At 58.7% G+C, this 17264-nt stretch carries 16 protein-coding genes; 4 read left to right on the forward strand and 12 right to left on the reverse strand.

Going from position 1 to position 17264, the window contains the following annotated elements:
• Window positions 1–41 precede the first annotated feature (41 nt).
• The 12 genes from EL361_RS10625 to EL361_RS10680 form a co-directional block, all read right to left on the reverse strand.
• Window positions 42–851 (reverse strand): PTS system mannose/fructose/sorbose family transporter subunit IID, encoded by an 810-nt coding sequence (locus EL361_RS10625; RefSeq protein WP_232034757.1) that lies wholly within the window; start codon window positions 849–851, stop codon window positions 42–44.
• Window positions 848–1738 carry a 16S rRNA (cytidine(1402)-2'-O)-methyltransferase gene (rsmI, locus tag EL361_RS10630; RefSeq protein ID WP_126381425.1) on the reverse strand — a complete coding sequence of 297 codons (891 nt, stop codon included), beginning with the start codon at window positions 1736–1738 and terminating at the stop codon, window positions 848–850. The genes EL361_RS10625 and rsmI overlap by 4 nt, the downstream gene beginning before the upstream one ends.
• Before the next feature lie 10 nt (window positions 1739–1748).
• Window positions 1749–2144, reverse strand: a complete 396-nt coding sequence (locus EL361_RS10635; protein ID WP_126379312.1) for a YraN family protein — start codon at window positions 2142–2144, stop codon at window positions 1749–1751.
• Window positions 2126–2764 carry a ribonuclease HII gene (locus tag EL361_RS10640; protein WP_126379314.1) on the reverse strand — a complete coding sequence of 213 codons (639 nt, stop codon included), beginning with the start codon at window positions 2762–2764 and terminating at the stop codon, window positions 2126–2128. The genes EL361_RS10635 and EL361_RS10640 overlap by 19 nt, the downstream gene beginning before the upstream one ends.
• Window positions 2765–2829: 65 nt before the next feature.
• On the reverse strand, window positions 2830–3180 hold the full coding sequence (rplS, locus tag EL361_RS10645) for a 50S ribosomal protein L19 (protein ID WP_126379316.1): 351 nt from the start codon (window positions 3178–3180) through the stop codon (window positions 2830–2832).
• Window positions 3181–3226: 46 nt separating this feature from the next.
• Complete coding sequence (gene trmD / locus EL361_RS10650) at window positions 3227–4516, reverse strand: tRNA (guanosine(37)-N1)-methyltransferase TrmD (protein ID WP_126379318.1); 1290 nt, start codon at window positions 4514–4516, stop codon at window positions 3227–3229.
• A gap of 10 nt (window positions 4517–4526) precedes the next feature.
• On the reverse strand, window positions 4527–5156 hold the full coding sequence (gene rimM / locus EL361_RS10655; protein ID WP_126379321.1) for a ribosome maturation factor RimM: 630 nt from the start codon (window positions 5154–5156) through the stop codon (window positions 4527–4529).
• Window positions 5157–5256: 100 nt separating this feature from the next.
• A complete protein-coding gene (locus EL361_RS10660) occupies window positions 5257–5490 on the reverse strand; it encodes a KH domain-containing protein (protein ID WP_126379323.1) in 234 nt (77 codons plus the stop codon).
• Window positions 5491–5589: 99 nt separating this feature from the next.
• Window positions 5590–5835 carry a 30S ribosomal protein S16 gene (gene rpsP, locus EL361_RS10665; protein ID WP_126379325.1) on the reverse strand — a complete coding sequence of 82 codons (246 nt, stop codon included), beginning with the start codon at window positions 5833–5835 and terminating at the stop codon, window positions 5590–5592.
• A gap of 134 nt (window positions 5836–5969) precedes the next feature.
• Window positions 5970–7472 (reverse strand): signal recognition particle protein, encoded by a 1503-nt coding sequence (gene ffh, locus EL361_RS10670; protein ID WP_126379327.1) that lies wholly within the window; start codon window positions 7470–7472, stop codon window positions 5970–5972.
• A 138-nt stretch (window positions 7473–7610) separates the two neighbouring features.
• Window positions 7611–10292, reverse strand: a complete 2682-nt coding sequence (locus tag EL361_RS10675) for a multiheme c-type cytochrome (protein ID WP_126379330.1) — start codon at window positions 10290–10292, stop codon at window positions 7611–7613.
• Window positions 10293–10295: 3 nt separating this feature from the next.
• Window positions 10296–11363: a hypothetical protein gene (locus tag EL361_RS10680; RefSeq protein WP_126379332.1), complete on the reverse strand. Its 1068-nt coding sequence runs from the start codon at window positions 11361–11363 to the stop codon at window positions 10296–10298.
• A 174-nt stretch (window positions 11364–11537) separates the two neighbouring features.
• Between EL361_RS10680 and EL361_RS10685 the strand changes: the two genes are divergently transcribed.
• From EL361_RS10685 to EL361_RS10700, 4 genes are all read left to right on the forward strand, one after another.
• A complete protein-coding gene (locus EL361_RS10685; protein ID WP_126379334.1) occupies window positions 11538–12335 on the forward strand; it encodes a type III pantothenate kinase in 798 nt (265 codons plus the stop codon).
• Window positions 12336–12421: 86 nt separating this feature from the next.
• Window positions 12422–13714: a phosphopyruvate hydratase gene (gene eno, locus EL361_RS10690; RefSeq protein WP_126379336.1), complete on the forward strand. Its 1293-nt coding sequence runs from the start codon at window positions 12422–12424 to the stop codon at window positions 13712–13714.
• A gap of 413 nt (window positions 13715–14127) precedes the next feature.
• A complete protein-coding gene (gene folD / locus EL361_RS10695) occupies window positions 14128–14994 on the forward strand; it encodes a bifunctional methylenetetrahydrofolate dehydrogenase/methenyltetrahydrofolate cyclohydrolase FolD (protein WP_126379338.1) in 867 nt (288 codons plus the stop codon).
• Between the two features lie 188 nt (window positions 14995–15182).
• Complete coding sequence (locus EL361_RS10700; RefSeq protein ID WP_126379340.1) at window positions 15183–17180, forward strand: monovalent cation:proton antiporter family protein; 1998 nt, start codon at window positions 15183–15185, stop codon at window positions 17178–17180.
• The last annotated feature ends 84 nt before the right edge of the window (window positions 17181–17264 follow it).

Here is a 17264-nt window from a genome sequence, read left to right on the forward strand (position 1 = left end):
TTGCGCGCAGTTCATTGCGACATGACGTTCACACACAAACATCAGAACAACGACCAGACAAGTTGCTTCAACCAAGGCAGCCCAAGGTAGACGGCCAGTGCTCCGGCCATCAGAATCTCCCGGGACAACCCCGTACTCAATATGAGTGCGGCTGCGCTTCCAAACAGAATTACCGCCGGAATCCACTCATACCACACAATGGGGCCAGGCCAGGCCAGCACCCACACCGCCACCAAAAGCCCCGCATTCAACAGCTTGAACCGCTGCCCCCAATTGATGAGGTTCCAACGCCCGAGCCGGTGCAAAATATTAAGTCCTTCCCTGAATCCGAACCAGAACGTCCAACACTTGAACAGAACCAGAGCCGCAAAACAGGTCACTCCCAAGACAATGGCGGCAAAACCGTGCCCGGACAGAAACAGACAGGCCGTAGTCAGTGACCAGAGGACCAGAACGCTGCCCCCGAAAAACGAATCACCGATGGCGGACAAGGTGTAAATAGTCGTCCCGCGCACGCTTTCGTACAAGTCGACGGTCAGAATCCCCTTGGAAATCTTCTTTTCCATGCCAAGAAAAACACCCACAAGCAGCGGCGTCCAGAATGGATGGGTATTGTAATGCTGAGCGTAACGCTGGCGGGCCTGACGCAGCCGTTCCCCACCACCATAGATCGCCATCAGGCCCGGGTCCATGGCGTAGGCCAACCCCAGGTTCTGCATGCCACGCGTGCTGATCCCCGCGCCCACCAGCCACGTGCGCATCAGGCACATGAACAGTATTCGGGCGGTGGGAAACACGGTGGAAGCTGTCGGGTGGCGCTTCCATGCATGTGGTCCACTCTCAGCGCTCAACTCGACTCCGATTCCATCCCGGGTTTTCCAGTCTCTTCGCGGTCCATTTTCAGCAACAATTCATAAGCGGCCTTGGCCGTCCAGCCCGTTGCCTGCGCAACAGCCCTGCGAGCCACTTCCTTGGGCTTGCCCCCATTGTCGCGCTCACGATCCAGAATAAGGCGCATCCCATCCTCGGAGGTTTCGCCTTTCTCCTCGGGGGGACCGATGACCACCGTGAACTCGCCCCGTTCAGGGACATCCAATTCATCCAGCGCATCCAAACGGCCTAATATAAATTCCTCGTGGGCCTTGGTCAATTCGCGCGCCACACTGACCTCGCGAGCACCCAGCGCATCAGCGGCAACCGCCAGACTGGCCATGAGCCGGTTCTTACGCTCAAAAAAGACCAACGTCGCGCCACTGGCCCCGTGGCGCTCAAACAGTCGCCGCTGCTCGCCCACCTTGCGCGGCAGAAACCCCAGAAATGTAAACGGCTGAGGCGCCAGACCACAAGCCATCAGCGCGGTCAAAGGTGCTGATGGTCCTGGGACCGGAACCACCTCATGCCCGGCCTCACGGCAGGCACGCACCAGGGTGAATCCGGGATCTGACATCAGCGGTGTGCCCGCGTCGGAAATGAGCGCCACGGAACGGCCCTCGGCAAGCATGGACAAGACCTGTCCTCGCTTGCCGTTCTCGTTGTGCTCATGAAAGCTGATAAAGCCATGCGACTTGATGCCCAGACGCTGAAACAGCAGCCCGGCGCGACGCGAGTCCTCAGCCAAGACGATGTCCGCCCCGGACAGGACCTCGTGGGCACGAGGCGAAAGATCACCGAGGTTCCCCAGAGGAGTCGCCACGATGTACAGCGCTCCCGGGCGCACGGTCGTTGTGCAGTCGTTCATTGTCATGGAATTACCAGGGCTGCCAATTGCCGCCTTGCGGCGTCAGTGAACAGGCATTTTCAATATGCTCGATGACAGGCGAATCGTCATTCTCGATCTCGACCCCCACCAGATCCAAACGACAAGGGCGATCCCACAAATCACCTCTGCTCAGATATTCTGAAACCGTACGCATCAGCACGCTCTGCTTGTTGGCGGTCAGCCCCTGATAAGGCTTGTTCATGGGGCCAGGGGTTCTGGTCTTGACCTCCACAAACACAATCTCGCCATCCTTTTCGCAGATCAGGTCCAACTCGCCGCGCGTGCCTCGCCAATTACGATCACGAACCTTGTAGCCCTTTTTGCGCAGGAATGCAGCAGCCGCGTCTTCGCCCAGACGGCCAAGCACTAAATGCCGGGGAGGCATAGCGCCTGCTCCCTGGATGGCTTCTCGGGCTTTACCCCCCGGAAGGTCATGCGGTGCATGCGACAGGGACCAAGTTCACGTATGGCCTGCATATGGGCCTTGGAACCGTACCCCTTGTGACCGGCAAACGCGTAGCCCGGATATTTCCGATCCAGCTTGATCATGACCCGATCACGCAGGGTCTTGGCCAGCACGGAAGCCGCCGAGATTTCGGGCACCTTGGAGTCCCCCCGGACCACTGTGGCCTGGGGGATGCTCGACGGCACCTTCTGGTTGCCATCCACGACCAAAAACACGGGGTGAATCTTCATGCAGTCCACAGCAAGGCACATGGCCTTCAAGCTGGAGCGCAGGATATCCGTTCGATCGATCTCAAGGGGCCAAATCACACCAATGCCCCAGGCAATCGCCTGGGCCTTGATGAGCGGCTCCAGCTCAAGACGATGCTTCTCGGTGAGTTTCTTGGAATCGGTCAGACCGGGGAGGTCATACTCGGGAGGTAGGATAACGGCGGCAGCAACAACAGGCCCGGCGAGGCATCCCCGCCCGGCTTCATCCAAACCGGCAAAAGGCCGGGGAAAAGATTCCCCGGCCAATTCTGTCGTTTCCATAAGCGGCATGGCTTACTGCCTTGCACCGCATCGAGAGCACCGGAAGGGGAACCCTCCGGCAAGCACCCGCAGGATTAATCCCACAGGTTCTTGGTCTTGATACGCGCGGCCTTGCCCTTACGCTGGCGCAGGTAGTAGATGCGGGAACGGCGGACTTTGCCCTCGCTCACCACTTCAACACGCTCCAGGTAGGGGCTGTGCAGGGGGAAAATACGCTCAACACCAACACCGTCGGACACCTTACGCACCGTGAAGGTGGCGTTGGTGGTACCGCGGCGGACACGCAGCACGGCGCCCTGGAACATCTGGATGCGTTCCTTGCCGCCCTCGAGGATGCGGGTGTGCACTTTGACGGTGTCGCCAGCCTTGAACTGAGGCAGGTCGATGCGAAGCTGTTCGTTTTCGATTTGCTTGATGATATCCATATCAAAACTCCTTAAGCGGAAGATTTTTCACGTCGGGAACTTGGCTCTATAGCGCGTCGCCAAGCAGACGGTCAACCATTATAGCCGTGGCCGAGCGGACAGAAAGGTGATTATACCCACTCATGAACCGTACCGGCCGTAGCACACCATCAGCCCTTTCAAGGACTTCCGGCGCCAACCCGTGTGCTGTGCCCATCACAAGCAGCACGGGGCCCTCCCCAAGCCATTCCCGCACTTCATTCCCAGTCAGGTCTCCCGCACCGCGCGCCGATGTGGCGACGATCTTGGGAACCTGTCCGCAGCGGTTCTCCACATCCTGGACGATTTCTTCCAGATCTGTAGCCGCGCGGATAGTGCCAATGGCCTCCGAGCGGTCGCTGTTGGCCCTGCGGCCGGGGCCGTCGAGCCAATGCCCGACCAGTCGCTCCAGGAGCTTTCGCTGATCGGCGAGTGGCGTGGCAATATAATATCCGCCAAGTCCACACGTACAGGAAACGCGGGCTATATCGTGGATGTCGAGGTTTGTCAAAGAGACAGACACCGTATGCCCAAATTTATTCACCACAGGAGCGTGCAACAACGCCAGGTACAAATTGCGCCCTAACGCGCCTCCAAGCCCTTCGGCCCGGGCCCGGCGCAGATAATGCACATCATCCCCGTCGATTTCTGCCTGCCACAACAAGTCCGGGCGGCTGGCCAGGGTCTGATCAAGAGCCCGTTCATGCCGCCACTGGGCAATGCGCTTGTGGTCGCCTCCGGTCAACACCTCGGGCACGGACAAGCCTCGATACTGCTCGGGCCGAGTGTAATGAGGATATTCGAGCAGCCCGGTGGAGAAGCTCTCCTCATCCGCAGAATCTTCATGTCCCATGAATTCAGGCACCAAACGGGCCACGGATTCCAGCAGACACAAGGCAGCGCTTTCGCCACCGTTGAGCACGAAATCACCCACCGACACCTGTTCAATGGGAAACAGTTCCAGCAACCGCTCGTCGAGACCCTCATAACGCCCACAGATGAGCGTCAGGTTCTGCTCCTCGGCAAACTCCCTAGCCAGGGACTGACTCATGGGTTTACCGCGCGGAGAAAGATACACGATGCGCCCTGGATCGGGCAGACTCTCGATGGCTTGAGCCACGGGGTCACACATCATGACCATGCCCGGACCACCGCCATAGGGCCGATCATCCACGGTACGATGCCTGTCAGAAGTGAAATCGCGGGGGTTGAGCAGCGAAAAGTTCACCAGTCCCTGCTCCGTGCCTTTGGCCATCAGGCCACAGGACAGAGGGGAGTCGAAGAACTCGGGAAACAAGGTGATAATATTGAACTGCACGCTGGCTCCGCTATTCGCTGCTATCATCGTTCAGATACAGTTCCAGCAGTCCCGGAGGAGGTACAATGGTCACCCAGCCCTCATCAAGGTCCACTCCGGCCACAAACTCGTCGGCAACCGGAAACAGCACTTCCCGGCCGTCTTCGGTGTCGATGGCCCAGACTTCCTGCCCGGCTGGCAACAGCTGCACCTGGCGCACGTGCCCCAGAGTCGAACCGTCCTCCAAAAGCACGGTCAGCCCCTCCACCTCATAGAGATAGAGTTCATCCTCACCGGGCTCGGGCAAATCCGCCTCACGGACCAGCAGTTCGGCTCCGCGTAGCTCATCTGCAGCATCGCGATCCGCGATACCTTCGAAAAACACCAGAAGCCGCCCCTTATGAGGCCGCCAGGATTCGATCTTCACGGGTCGTGTACGAGGTGCGGCAGGCTTGGCAACACGCTTTTTCAAGCCGGGCTTGCCGGATTTTGCGCCCACCGTTGGTCGGGGCCTAGGTGCTTTGGGCCTCAAGAATATCTCGGGGAATTCATCCAATAGAAAAGGGGAGTCTCCGTGGTAATCCACTGAGACTTCCCCTCGAATTCCATGGGGCTTCAATACCTCGGCTATCAGCACGAGGTCCTTTGTCGACGTCGTCACTGACCGCCTCCGGCCTTCTAGCCTTGTACTGTCCCGCCCGGAGCTTGCACCCCACCGCGCATTCCGAAACGGTAGCGGCCAAAATGACCGCACAGTGAACCTATTCGATGATTTCGAGCACGGCCCGCTTACGGGCCTTGGTGGAAGCTGCACCGATAATGGTGCGCATGGCACGGGCCGTACGACCCTGCTTGCCAATCACTTTACCAAGGTCTTCCTTGGCCACCTTCAACTCAAGCACCGAAGTTTGTTCACCCTCGATTTCCGAGACGACGACGTCGTCTGGGTTGTCGACCAACGATTTGGCAATGTACGAGATCAGATCTTTGAGCATGGTACCCTCCGCATCAATTCCAAGGGGGACGTCTCGCAGGAACTACAACACATTGCCGCCATGATCGACAGCGGAACGGGACGTTGTGAATAAAGTAAACTACTCAGCCTTGGCGGCTTTCTTGAGCAGAGACTTGACGGTATTGCTGGGCTGGGCCCCGCGATCCATCCATTTCTTCACTTTGTCCATGTCCACTTTCACGTCCACGGGCTCAACCATGGGGTTGTAGTAACCCACATACTCAAGCGCGCGGCCGTCACGGCGGGTGGCACTGTCCATGGCCACGATACGGTAAAACGGACGCTTCTTGGATCCCATCCTGGTCAGTCGGAGCTTCAGAGCCATTCGTCTATCTCCCAATTGGTATAGTATTACAATTTAAACGAAAAAAGCAAGCAGCCATAAAACATCGGTAAAATGAGGCCTAAACCTTGTATACCTAAGGCTCACCTGGGGCAGCCGCGTCCCGGTGTGCCGTCCTATTTCTTCTTCTTTTTCTTCTTCTGAGGCTTCACGCGTTTCTTGCGCTTGACCTTGGCCTTGGTAAACTGGGCGCGGGCGGCTTCATCACCGTCCATTCCCGGCATACCTCCCATACCTTCCATCCCTTCCATACCCGGAATTCCTGGCATACCGCCACCCATTCCGGGAAGCTTGGGCATTTTCGGCATACCGCCCTTTTTCTTGGAGCGGCCCATCATCTTCTTCATCATCTTGCGCATCTGCTCGAAGTTCTTGACCAGCTGGTTGACTTCATCCAGCTCGATGCCCGAACCACGCGCGATGCGCTCCTTGCGACTGGGATTGATGAGGTTGGGGTTCTTGCGCTCTTCCATGGTCATGGAATTGATCATGGCTTCCACGCGACCCAGTTCCTTGTCTGGAACCTTGAGTTCGCCCAACTTCTCCTTGAGGCCGCCCATGCCGGGGAGCATCTTGAGAATACCCTCCAGCGAACCGAGCTTCTTCATCCGCCGCATCTGCGTACGGAAGTCCTCGAAATCGAACTCCGCGCGCTGAAATTTCTTGCCGATTTTCTCGGCTTCTTCCTCGGTGATATCTTCCTGAGCCTTCTCGATCAGGGTGAGCATATCACCCATGCCCAAGATACGCGAGGCCGCGCGATCAGGGTGGAATACTTCCAGATCGCTAGCCTTCTCGCCCATACCCACAAACTTGATGGGCTTGCCCGTGACATGCTTGATGGACAAGGCCGCACCACCGCGGGCATCACCGTCCATCTTGGTCAGCACAACACCGGACACATCCAGGCGCTCGTCAAAGCTGGCGGCCACGGTCACGGCATCCTGGCCGGTCATGGCATCCGCCACAAAGAGAATCTCCTGCGGCGACACTTCGGCCTTGATGGCCGCAAGCTCGTCCATCAGCGTCTCATCGATGTGCAGACGACCGGCAGTATCCAGGAGCATCACGTTGCAGCCCTGCTCACGGGCGTATTCGCGTGCCTGACTGGCAATGTCAACGGGGTTCATGTCCGTGGAAGACGCAAACACAGGCACGTCCAGCTGCTTGCCAAGCGTCGTCAGCTGCTCGATAGCCGCAGGACGATAGACGTCCGCCGGAACCAGCAACGGCTTGAACTTCAGGCGCCTGAGGTGCAAAGCGAGCTTGGACGAGGTCGTCGTCTTACCCGAACCCTGCAGGCCGACCATCATGATCACAGCCGGATTGCCACGCAGTTCAAGGTCAGCGGTCTCGCCGCCCAGCAGGCCGATCATCTCTTCGTGGACGATCTTGACCACTTGTTGACCGGGGGTCAGGCTCTTGAGCACATCCTGACCAAGGCAACGATCCTTGACCCGGCTGATGAACTCTTTGACAACCTTGAAGTTGACGTCCGCCTCCAAGAGCGCAAGACGCACCTCGCGAAGGCCTTCCTGGATATTATTCTCATCCAGGCGACCCTGCCCCTTGAACTTCTTGAATACCGTGTTCAGGCGGTCTTGTAGATTGTCAAACATAGTTAGTTCACCATCTCAGAAAATAAAAAGAGGTTCTTGTTAAAGAACCCCGAGAGTTTCGTCAAGCTCAATAAGCCGGGTGGTTCTACCTGCGCCCGCCAGAGGAGTCAACCCCGGACGGGCGCAGGTTCTTCTTTTCTATCGGAAGCCACCCGGATGATGTGCCATATCCGCAGCAGTGTATTCGGTATTCACATGGCAGACATTGCAGTTGCCATCCTTTCCCATCTGCTTGGCCTCGCCCATATACTGCATGGGAGGGATATTATCGCGGTTCGCACCGTAGCCGGAATCCTCGCGAGCCGGATAGATGGCGTGGGTGGAACCATGACAGGCCTCGCACATCAGGGCGTCCATGTCGTCGCGGCGGTTGCGGAAGAGTTCCGAGCCGTCGGCGGTCCATTTGTTAAACCCGTCCATGGTCTCGGGCGGCTCAAAGCCCACGTGGCAATTCAGGCAGTCAGGCTCCTGCAACCACGGGGTCCGGCCATTGACCTCGGCCAGGCTGTCTACGGTGCGTGGCGCCAAGTTCTTCATCAAACGCGCCGCGCCCTTCTTGCCAGCCTCGTCCTCCTTCTTGAGCAAAGACAAAGCGTGATCTTCCATGGTTCCATGGCAATTGACGCAGGTCACGCCAATGTCATCATGAATCCCGCGTAGACAGCGTGTCGGACCTATCGGATCGTTGGGATGGCATGCCGCGCAGGCGTCCTCCTCGCGTCCCGTCAGATAGTTGGCGTGCCAGCCATGCAACGCCGCCGGGAAGTTGAGGATTTCAGGATTGCCCTCGGTACCCAGCACCGGATCAGCGTGGCAGCTCTGGCAGAGCACCGGTTCCCCCTGCTCGGCCAGTTTAAGCAGGTCAGTCTTGTTGATCTTGTCATGCACGGCCAGCACATCGCGCGAGGTCTCACCCGTGAATCCGGCCACCACGGCCACTCGCCACTCGCCGCCATGGCAGTTGCGACAGCCCATTTCAGTCGTCGTGGGAGCCACGGTGCGCGTGGTCGCCAGCACCTCACCAGTCTCGGAATCAACGGCCTTGACCGTAAACAACGGATACGGGTTGAACCCGCCGCCGTCGGGATACGGCACCACAGGAATCAGATCAGCATGGAAGGCCCGACGCTCTGCATCCAGGTCCATGTCACCGATCAGCCCCTTGCCCGCCAACCCGACATTCTTCTGAAGCGTCGCGCCAAACAACTTGTCAGCGAAATCCCAGAATTCCACGTGGTCGGAAGGATTTCTGAACCCTTCTTCCACTTCATAGGTAATGGTCACGCCCTCGGTCACCAGTTCGGGCACATCGCCGCGTCGCACCAGTTGGGCAAAGATATCATTGGCCGGGGGCAACAGCGTCCACCAGCGGTCGGAGTCGGAGATGCAATGCATGCCCAGATTATTCCAGGCCAGCAGCACGTATTCATCTTTTTTCTTGTCAAAAGGCGGAATATCCACGGGCGTGGGCACCTTGGCGGCCTCCACAGCCCCGGCAACATCGGCCTCCCCCGCTGCACCATAAAAGGGCTTATCGCCTCCATGCAATTCCTCGACGATATACGAGGCCAGAGCCAAACGCTCCTCGCCCGTGCCTGCAAAAGGCGGCATGTAGTTACGGATCTTGCCCTGCCCATCCAATTGCGCATCCAGGCCAAACACACTGAACTTGGCGGTCAGGGGCAAGATGTCGTTGGAAAGGCCTCCCACGCTATGGCAGGAAAAGCACTGGCCGTAGAACAACTCACGCCCGGCAGCCAGACGGTTGTCGTCGGTGATCTCGCGGTTCTCCACCCACTTGGCAATCTTCAGCCAGCCCTGCTCATTGATGCGCTCGATATCCTGAGGGTGAATCTGGTTGGAATAGGTATGCCCCGCCAGCACATAAGGCCTGCGAGCAGCCTCGCGCGTCCATTCGAAACCGCCCATCTGGACTTGCCCCAGAATGAGCAGAATCAGCGCCACCCAACGCCGGACCGAGGGCGGCAGCTTAAGGGTCATGAGCAACGCCAGAGCCAGGATCGCCGGAGAGGACGCCAGCAGCGCACGGGTAAAGGGCACGATCTCGGCGTTCCAGCCCATGATCATGGCCTGCGGCCCTTCGGGAAGAATGCTGAAGTACCACCAGCCCGTGGGGACCATCAGTACCAGCGGAATGCAGGTCCACATGGCGTTATAGCGCGCCAGCCCGTCCCGAATTTCCGGGTCGCGACTGAAAGAGGCCGTAAAAAACCCGAACAGCCCGGCAAAGGAAAAGCCCAGTAGCGCACGGAAAAAGAGCGCTGGCCAGAAGCTGGGGTTGAAGAACCCGTCCCAGAAATTCTGGGTCTCGAGCCAGTCACCCGGAGTCAGCATGGAACCGATAATGGCGTTGATCATGAACAGCGAGGCGAACCCGAAGAAGAAATACAGCTTGCCCACGGTCAGATGGTCACGCGAATTCATCTTGCCGAAGGTATAATAATACACCAGCAACGCCACGATCTCGCCCAGGAAAAACACCCACTCCGTGGCCCAGGCAAAGCCATAGGTATGGATAAGAGTCAGGGTCGCCGTGGGGTTGGTCAGAGCGATGACGAACCAGATGGCCACGCCGGTCAGACTGCCGAAAACCATGGTCAACAGCAGGAAAAACTTCGTGTGCTTCTTGCAATAGGCCAGGATGGCATCCGAGCCCTCGATCAGCCCCTTGCGCTCGGTCAGCACCAGGAACAGTCCGCCTCCCACGGCCAGGTGAGCCACATAAACGTGGACCACGGCAATGATGGCAATGAGCAGGCCGCCGCCGAATTCGGGGATATGCCAGACGGGATAATCCATGAGCTAGCCCTCCTTCCGGGCCTTGGCGGCCAGCTTGAGAATATAGGCCATGAGGCCCAGCCCGACAACCAGGGCAACCACAAACATGATCATGGGCGAATACTGTCCCGTGACCTCAAGAGAGGTGGCCTTGAAATACGGATCCATGGTGCCGATGCGCGCGAACTCGCGTACCCCGGTCATGGTGGCCACCGTGCAGACCAGATAGAAAGCCCCTTGCCTGGGCTGCTTGAAGAACCCGGCATGCAAACACATCAAGGCCCCCATCAGCGAAGCCAGGAACAAGGCCGTTGCCAAACCGGAATGCCCCATGAACTGCAGGATCACATCGTGCCCAAAACCCAGCAGGAACCATGGCCCCACCACGAGTTGCGCCACGGTGCCGCGGAAGAACCACTTCATGCCCTGATCCACATACCATTCCGCCAGCGGTTCGGCCTGCTTGGAAGGCCGCTGCCAGTGCAGGGCAGTCACCAGCCCGCCCACGGCCAGCGAGGCCAGAACGAAATGCAGATAACGTGGGATCAGCGTCGGATCCCCGAAATTCAGGAAGGTGCCACCTTCGGCGGTAAAATACTGCGGCCACTGCACCGGATTGCCGAGCAGCGAAATATTATTGGAAAACAGGAACCCCACCAGTAGCAGAATCAGGGCGCAGAAACCGATGACCAGCCCCCGCAGTGAGCCCAACCCGTCGAACTGAAAATCAAAGAGGTAGGCCGCGTAGTAGGCGACGATAATCAGAAACGGAACAACCAGCCACCACCAGCCCATGAGGATATCGCTGACATAGAACAAATGCCCGTACAGGGTCTGCAAAAACAGAAGCGGAGCCACCCCGAAGTTCACTGCCAGCGCGATGATCGTTGGCAGCTTCACGGAAATATCCTTACCCACCGGCTCGGTGCATTCATGCTTGCACCAAGTGGCTGACAGTGCGGCCAAGGCACCACCCAGGGCGATATTCACCAGCAGAATATGTACGACGAAGGTCAGGGATAAAAGCCCCTGAAACCAGCCCCAAGGCACCTGAATGGGGTCAGGGATTGGGACAAGTAAAGTCGGATCCATGGCATTCCTCTCGGGTCAAAGCTGTCGGGCTTGCGCCCGGTGTTGTCCAGGGGATTCAATATCGCCTCCGGGCTGAAAGGACAACCCGCAGGCCGAGGAAATCAACCACTTGAATTTCCCTCTGAAACCATTACATTCCGGTGAGCGGAAACAGCATAGTCCATCAAGGGAACCATGAGCAAGACCCACCTGCTTTTAATCGACATCGGCAACACCAACGTGAAGGCCGTCATCGCTGGCCCGGATGGCCCTCCATCCGTGGAAGATACGATCATTGTGCCCACGTTCGCAGACCCGGCTGCGGCCCTGGAGCCAGGATTGCTGGCGGCCTGCCAGCGCGCAGGCATTGCCCCACAGGACATTTCGGCCTGCGCCGTATCCTCCGTGGTGCCGCGAGCCGACGGCCCTCTGGCTGAAGCCGTAATGCGCTTGACCGGGGTGCGCCCAAGGTTCGTTCCGGACGACCTGCCCCTTGGCTTTTCCAACATGGCGTCCATTCCCGACAATGTCGGAGCCGATCGCATGGTGGGCTGTTACGCGGCCCGGCGGCTGTATCCCGAAGCCGCCAATCTGGTGGTCATCGACTACGGCACCGCCACCACCATGGACTGCGTATGCGGCGACGAATACCTGGGCGGACTGACCTGCCCGGGCATCGAAAGCTCGGCCCGCGCCCTGACCACGGGTACGGCCAAGCTGCCGGACCTGACGCTGACCCTGGACGGCCCCTTTCGCCTGGGCTTTAGCACCATGCTCAGCCTGAACCAGGGCTTCATCGTGGGGTTCGCTGCCATGACCGAAGGTCTGGTCCGACGCCTGAAGGACCTCTTGGGCGGAGAAGCCCTTGTGGTGGCCACTGGCGGACTGGCAACCAGCGTGGCCGACCAGTGCGAGGCCATCGACCATGTCAGGCCCGACTTGATTCCTACTGGCCTGCACATAGCTTTTCTGGAACGAAACGGCAGATTCTGATATCCTCGGTTGGTTGCACGGCTCGACCGAACGCCGCGCGACCCCGACACCATGAAATAATACATACTTTTAAGAGGAGCGCTGTCATGAGCACCATTATCAATGTCTGGGCAAGAGAGATTCTCGATTCCAGAGGCAACCCCACGGTCGAAGTGGAAGTCACCACCGAATCCGGCGCCACCGGCGTCGCAGCCGTGCCTTCGGGCGCATCCACCGGCACCCGCGAGGCTCTTGAGCTTCGTGACGGCGACCCCAAACGCTTCGGCGGCAAGGGCGTGCTCCAGGCCGTGGAAAACGTGAACACCGAAATCGCCGAGAACATCGTGGGCCTCGATGCTCTCCGACAGGTCTCTCTGGACAATCTGATGATTGACCTGGACGGCACCGAGAACAAAGGCCGCTTGGGCGCCAACGCCATGCTCGGCGTGTCCATGGCCACCGCCCGTGCTGCTGCCAATTTCATGGGACTGCCCCTGTACCGCTACCTGGGCGGAGCCAACGCCAAGCTGCTGCCCACCCCGATGATGAACGTCATCAACGGTGGCGAGCACGCCCCCAACAACCTGGACATCCAGGAATTCATGATCATGCCTCTGGGCGCCGAAACCTTTGCCGAGGCCCTGCGCATGGGTTCGGAGACCTTCCACGCCCTGCAAAAAATCCTGAAGAAAGACGGCATGGTCACCTCCGTGGGTGACGAGGGTGGCTTCGCCCCCAACCTCCCCAGCCACAAGGCCGCCTTCGAATACCTGATGCGCGCCATCACCGAAGCCGGTTACGAGCCGGGCAAGCAGATCGCCCTGGCCATCGACGCCGCCGCCAGCGAGTTCTACAAGAACGGCAAATACGTCTTTGCCGGTGAAGGTCGCGAATTCGATGCCGCCGGACTGGTGGACTTCTACAAGGAAATGACGAGCACCTTCCCCCTGATCTCCATCGAGGACGGCTTGGCCGAAGCCGATTGGGACGGCTGGAAGCTCCAGACCCAGGCCATGGGCGACACCATCCAGTTGGTGGGTGATGACATCTTCGTCACCAACCCGGACATCCTTGCCCGTGGCATCGACGAGGGCGCAGCCAACTCCATCCTGATCAAGCTGAACCAGATCGGCACCGTGACCGAAACCCTGGACACCATCGAGATGGCCAAGCAGGCTGCTTACACCACCGTCATTTCCCACCGCTCCGGCGAGACCGAGGATCACTTCATCGCGGACTTGGCACTGGCCACCAATGCCGGTCAGATCAAGTCCGGCTCCCTGTCCCGCTCTGACAGACTGGCCAAGTACAACCAGTTGGTGCGTCTGGAAGAGGACCTGGAAGACGACGGCATCTACTTTGGGCCTATCATGGGCGAACAGTGGTTCGACATGGATTAGGCGGATCGTCCGTGAGCCGCCATCTGCGGCGTTGCTTCGGGCGATGCAGTCCCTCGCGTATGATCAAATACGCGTCAGTCCTGCATCGCCCTCGCGCCTGGCATCCGACGGCTCTCAAACAATCCGCAGTGGTTCCTTTTTTTAAGGCAAACCACTTAACCCGGAATTTCAAAACGCGTTTAGCAGGAATAGCTTTATATGGGGTCGGCGTATCCGACCCCAATTATTTGAAATGACGAAAACGCCTCCAGGCGACGGCCAAGCTCCTCTTCAACGGGTGCTCAAGGATAGTCGGATGCGAGGCGCAAGAACGATTCAAGATCGAGTAGTATTGAGACATACGCGAGATTTTGAATCGTTCGTGGCAACAAAGCAGACGGCCGTTCATGGGCGGCCGTTTCGGAGGGATAGAAATGATATTGCTGGATGGGAAAGCCACGTCCGCAGCCATCAGGGCTGAGATCAAGGAAAAAGTGGATGCTCTGGAGAAGAAGCATGGCCGCGTCCCGGGGCTAGCCGTAATTCTGGTGGGTGAGGACCCCGCGTCGCAGGTCTACGTGCGCATGAAGGAAAAAGGCTGCGTCGAGACCGGCATCCGCTCCATCCCCCATCGTCTTGACGCCTCCGTCACTCAGGACGAACTCATGGACCTGATCCGCAGCCTCAATGCCGATGACACCGTGGACGGCATCCTGCTGCAACTCCCTCTGCCGAGTGGACTGGACTCCCAGGCCTGTCTGGATCTCATCGATCCGGACAAGGACGTGGACGGCTTCCATCCCATGAACGTGGGCAAGCTGGCTCTGGGTCTGCCGGGCTATCGATCCTGCACCCCCGCCGGAGTCATCGAGCTGCTCAAGCGCTACGACATCAGCACCAGCGGCAAGAAGGCCGTGGTTCTGGGCCGTTCCAACATCGTGGGCAAGCCCATGGCCTTGATGCTCATCGAATACAGCGACCAGGGCAATGCCAGCACCACCATCGTGCACTCGCGAACCCCTTTGGAAGACCAGAAGGCCTTTTGCCAAGACGCCGACATCGTCATCGCTGCTGTGGGGCGCCCCTTGCACGTCAAGGGAGACTGGATCAAGGAAGGCGCCGTGGTCGTGGATGTGGGTATCCACCGCACCGACGACGGACTGGTGGGCGACTGCGACTTTGAGGCTATGAAGGACAAATGCTCGGCTATCTCCCCAGTGCCGGGCGGCGTGGGCCCCATGACCATCGCCCAGTTGCTGCTGAACACCATGCAGGCTTACAGCGATCACGTGAAAGCCTAACTCCAGCAAAATTACCCAACCAAAGGGGCCTGTGCCATCGCACCGGCCCCTTTCTCATTTCAACAACATGAATTTATCCGTTTCCTGTTGCTCCCGGCAGCAGGCATCGACTAGGATGGGAACCCAAGACAAAACTCACTGCCCGCCCATCAGGGCACAATGGGCATCAACCCTATCGAGAGTATTCCATGGGCATCGCTTCCGACCTGATCATCATCATCGTGGCCTCACTGATCTTTGCCATCATTGCCCGGCGTCTGGGCCAGCCGCTGATTTTCGGCTATATCCTGGCCGGTATCCTGGTGGGGCCGCACACGCCGGGAATCATGGTGGGCAATGCCCACAACATCGAACTACTGGCTGAAATCGGAGTGGGACTTTTACTCTTTGAACTGGGTATCGAGTTTTCACTCAAGGAACTCAGACCCGTGCGGTTAGTGGCACTCATTGGCACTCCCATCCAGATCCTGCTGGTCATGGCTTTCGGTTACGGGCTGGGTGAGTTCCTCGGTTGGGACAGAACCGCTTCCATCTGGCTCGGGGCCGTGCTTTCCCTTTCCAGTACCATGGTGGTGTTGAAAACGCTCGAAAGCCAGGAGCTGCTGGGCACCCTCTCCAGCCGGGTCATGATCGGCATGCTCATCGTGCAAGACCTGGCCATTGCCCCCATGCTCATCATCCTGCCCCAGATTGGAGTTGAGGACGCCGGGTCGGGCCCTCTCATCTGGGCCGGAGTCAAGGCCGTGCTCTTTCTGGGCACCATGTTTGTACTGGGCCGCAAGATCATCCCCATGCTCCTTGAGCGCATCGCCCGGGCGGGTTCGCGCGAACTGTTTCTACTTTCCACCTGCACCATCGGGTTAGGCATTGGCTACGCCACGCACCTGACAGGGCTGTCCTTTGCCTTCGGGGCTTTTGTGGCGGGCATGGTCCTCAGCGAATCCGATTACGCCTACCAGATTCTGAGCAATGTATTACCTCTGCGCGATCTGTTCGGCCTACTCTTCTTCGCCTCAGTGGGTATGATGCTGAACCCTGTGGTCCTGTTTGCCAATCTGGGCACGGTCCTGCTGCTTGTGGGCGCTATCATGCTGGTCAAGGGACTCATTTTCGCAGGGATTGCCCGCATCTTCCGTTACGGCAACGTCGTACCACTGGCCATGGGGCTGGGCATGTCACAGATTGGCGAGCTGTCCTTTCTGCTGGCTGGCACGGGCCTGGCCGTCGGCGGGCTGAATCAGAACCAATTCGCCCTGATTCTGGCAGTGACAGTGCTGACCATGCTGCTGACTCCGGCTCTGTCCAAGGCCACGGGGCCGCTCTACGACGTTCGCAAACGCTTCCTGCCCGATCAACAGCTGACGACCATCAATATCAAAACCGAGACCTTGAGGAACCACGTGGTGCTTGTGGGCGGAGGCATCATAGGCGGGCTAGTGGCAGATATTCTGCGCCGCTTCGGTGTTCCCTATGTGGTTATCGAGGCCAGCCACAGATGCATGAAACGCCTGACCGATAACGGCCATCCCGTTATCTACGGAGATGCCACCCAGGAGGTTGTCCTTCATGCCGCGCATCTCGACCAGGCCAAGATCGTGCTCATCACGCCTCCAGCCTTCGATGTCACCCGCACCGTGGTTCAGTTGGCTCAGCACCTCGCCCCCAACGTCGTGACCATTGGCCGCACCAACGGCCCTCAGGAGATGCAAACCATGTCCCGCCTCGGGCTGGACGTGGTGGTAGAGCCGGGTATGGAGGCCAGTCTGGAATTCATCCGACAGACCCTGGCTCAACTCAAGGTGCCAGCCGCCCATATCATGCGCTTCACAGACGAGGTCCACAGCGACTTGTACGACACCTTTCATCATGGACAGGAAAAAGCCCTGCGCAAACTGCGTGTCTCGCGAAATCTGTTTGACCTGCACTGGATAGAACTGGGCGAGAACTGCCCCCTGGCTGGCAGGACACTGCGTCAGGCCGAGGTCAGAACCCGGACCGGGGCCTCGGTTATTGCCATCGAACATCATGAGGAACTCCAGATCAACCCGTCACCGGACACCTCGCTATCCGTGGGCGATCTGGTGGCGGTCATCGGCACTGCCAAACAAATCCGGGAGTTCACCAGCACATTTCTGCCCTGTCCGGTAGGCGATCTGATCCCCAAAGAAGAGGTGACACCGGCCTAGCCCCGCTTCTGTACAGAATACTCCACCAAAAAGCCCGGCGCGGATGCGCCGGGCTTTTACACTTTCATCATTGAAAAATCGCGG

This window comes from Desulfovibrio ferrophilus, from assembly GCF_003966735.1.
Lineage (GTDB): Bacteria > Desulfobacterota > Desulfovibrionia > Desulfovibrionales > Desulfovibrionaceae > Desulfovibrio_Q > Desulfovibrio_Q ferrophilus.

Bases quoted from the DNA above. Each gene is read 5' to 3' on its own strand.
- EL361_RS10660 (WP_126379323.1), bottom strand. From the start codon at position 5,490: ATGCTCAAAGATCTGATCTCGTACATTGCCAAATCGTTGGTCGACAAC.
- rpsP (WP_126379325.1), bottom strand. From the start codon at position 5,835: ATGGCTCTGAAGCTCCGACTGACCAGGATGGGATCCAAGAAGCGTCCG.
- EL361_RS10685 (WP_126379334.1), top strand. From the start codon at position 11,538: ATGAGCAAGACCCACCTGCTTTTAATCGACATCGGCAACACCAACGTG.
- ffh (WP_126379327.1), bottom strand. From the start codon at position 7,472: ATGTTTGACAATCTACAAGACCGCCTGAACACGGTATTCAAGAAGTTC.
- EL361_RS10700 (WP_126379340.1), top strand. From the start codon at position 15,183: ATGGGCATCGCTTCCGACCTGATCATCATCATCGTGGCCTCACTGATC.
- rplS (WP_126379316.1), bottom strand. From the start codon at position 3,180: ATGGATATCATCAAGCAAATCGAAAACGAACAGCTTCGCATCGACCTG.
- rsmI (WP_126381425.1), bottom strand. From the start codon at position 1,738: ATGAACGACTGCACAACGACCGTGCGCCCGGGAGCGCTGTACATCGTG.
- eno (WP_126379336.1), top strand. From the start codon at position 12,422: ATGAGCACCATTATCAATGTCTGGGCAAGAGAGATTCTCGATTCCAGA.
- EL361_RS10680 (WP_126379332.1), bottom strand. From the start codon at position 11,363: ATGGATCCGACTTTACTTGTCCCAATCCCTGACCCCATTCAGGTGCCT.
- folD (WP_126379338.1), top strand. From the start codon at position 14,128: ATGATATTGCTGGATGGGAAAGCCACGTCCGCAGCCATCAGGGCTGAG.
- EL361_RS10635 (WP_126379312.1), bottom strand. From the start codon at position 2,144: ATGCCTCCCCGGCATTTAGTGCTTGGCCGTCTGGGCGAAGACGCGGCT.
- EL361_RS10675 (WP_126379330.1), bottom strand. From the start codon at position 10,292: ATGGATTATCCCGTCTGGCATATCCCCGAATTCGGCGGCGGCCTGCTC.
- EL361_RS10640 (WP_126379314.1), bottom strand. From the start codon at position 2,764: ATGCCGCTTATGGAAACGACAGAATTGGCCGGGGAATCTTTTCCCCGG.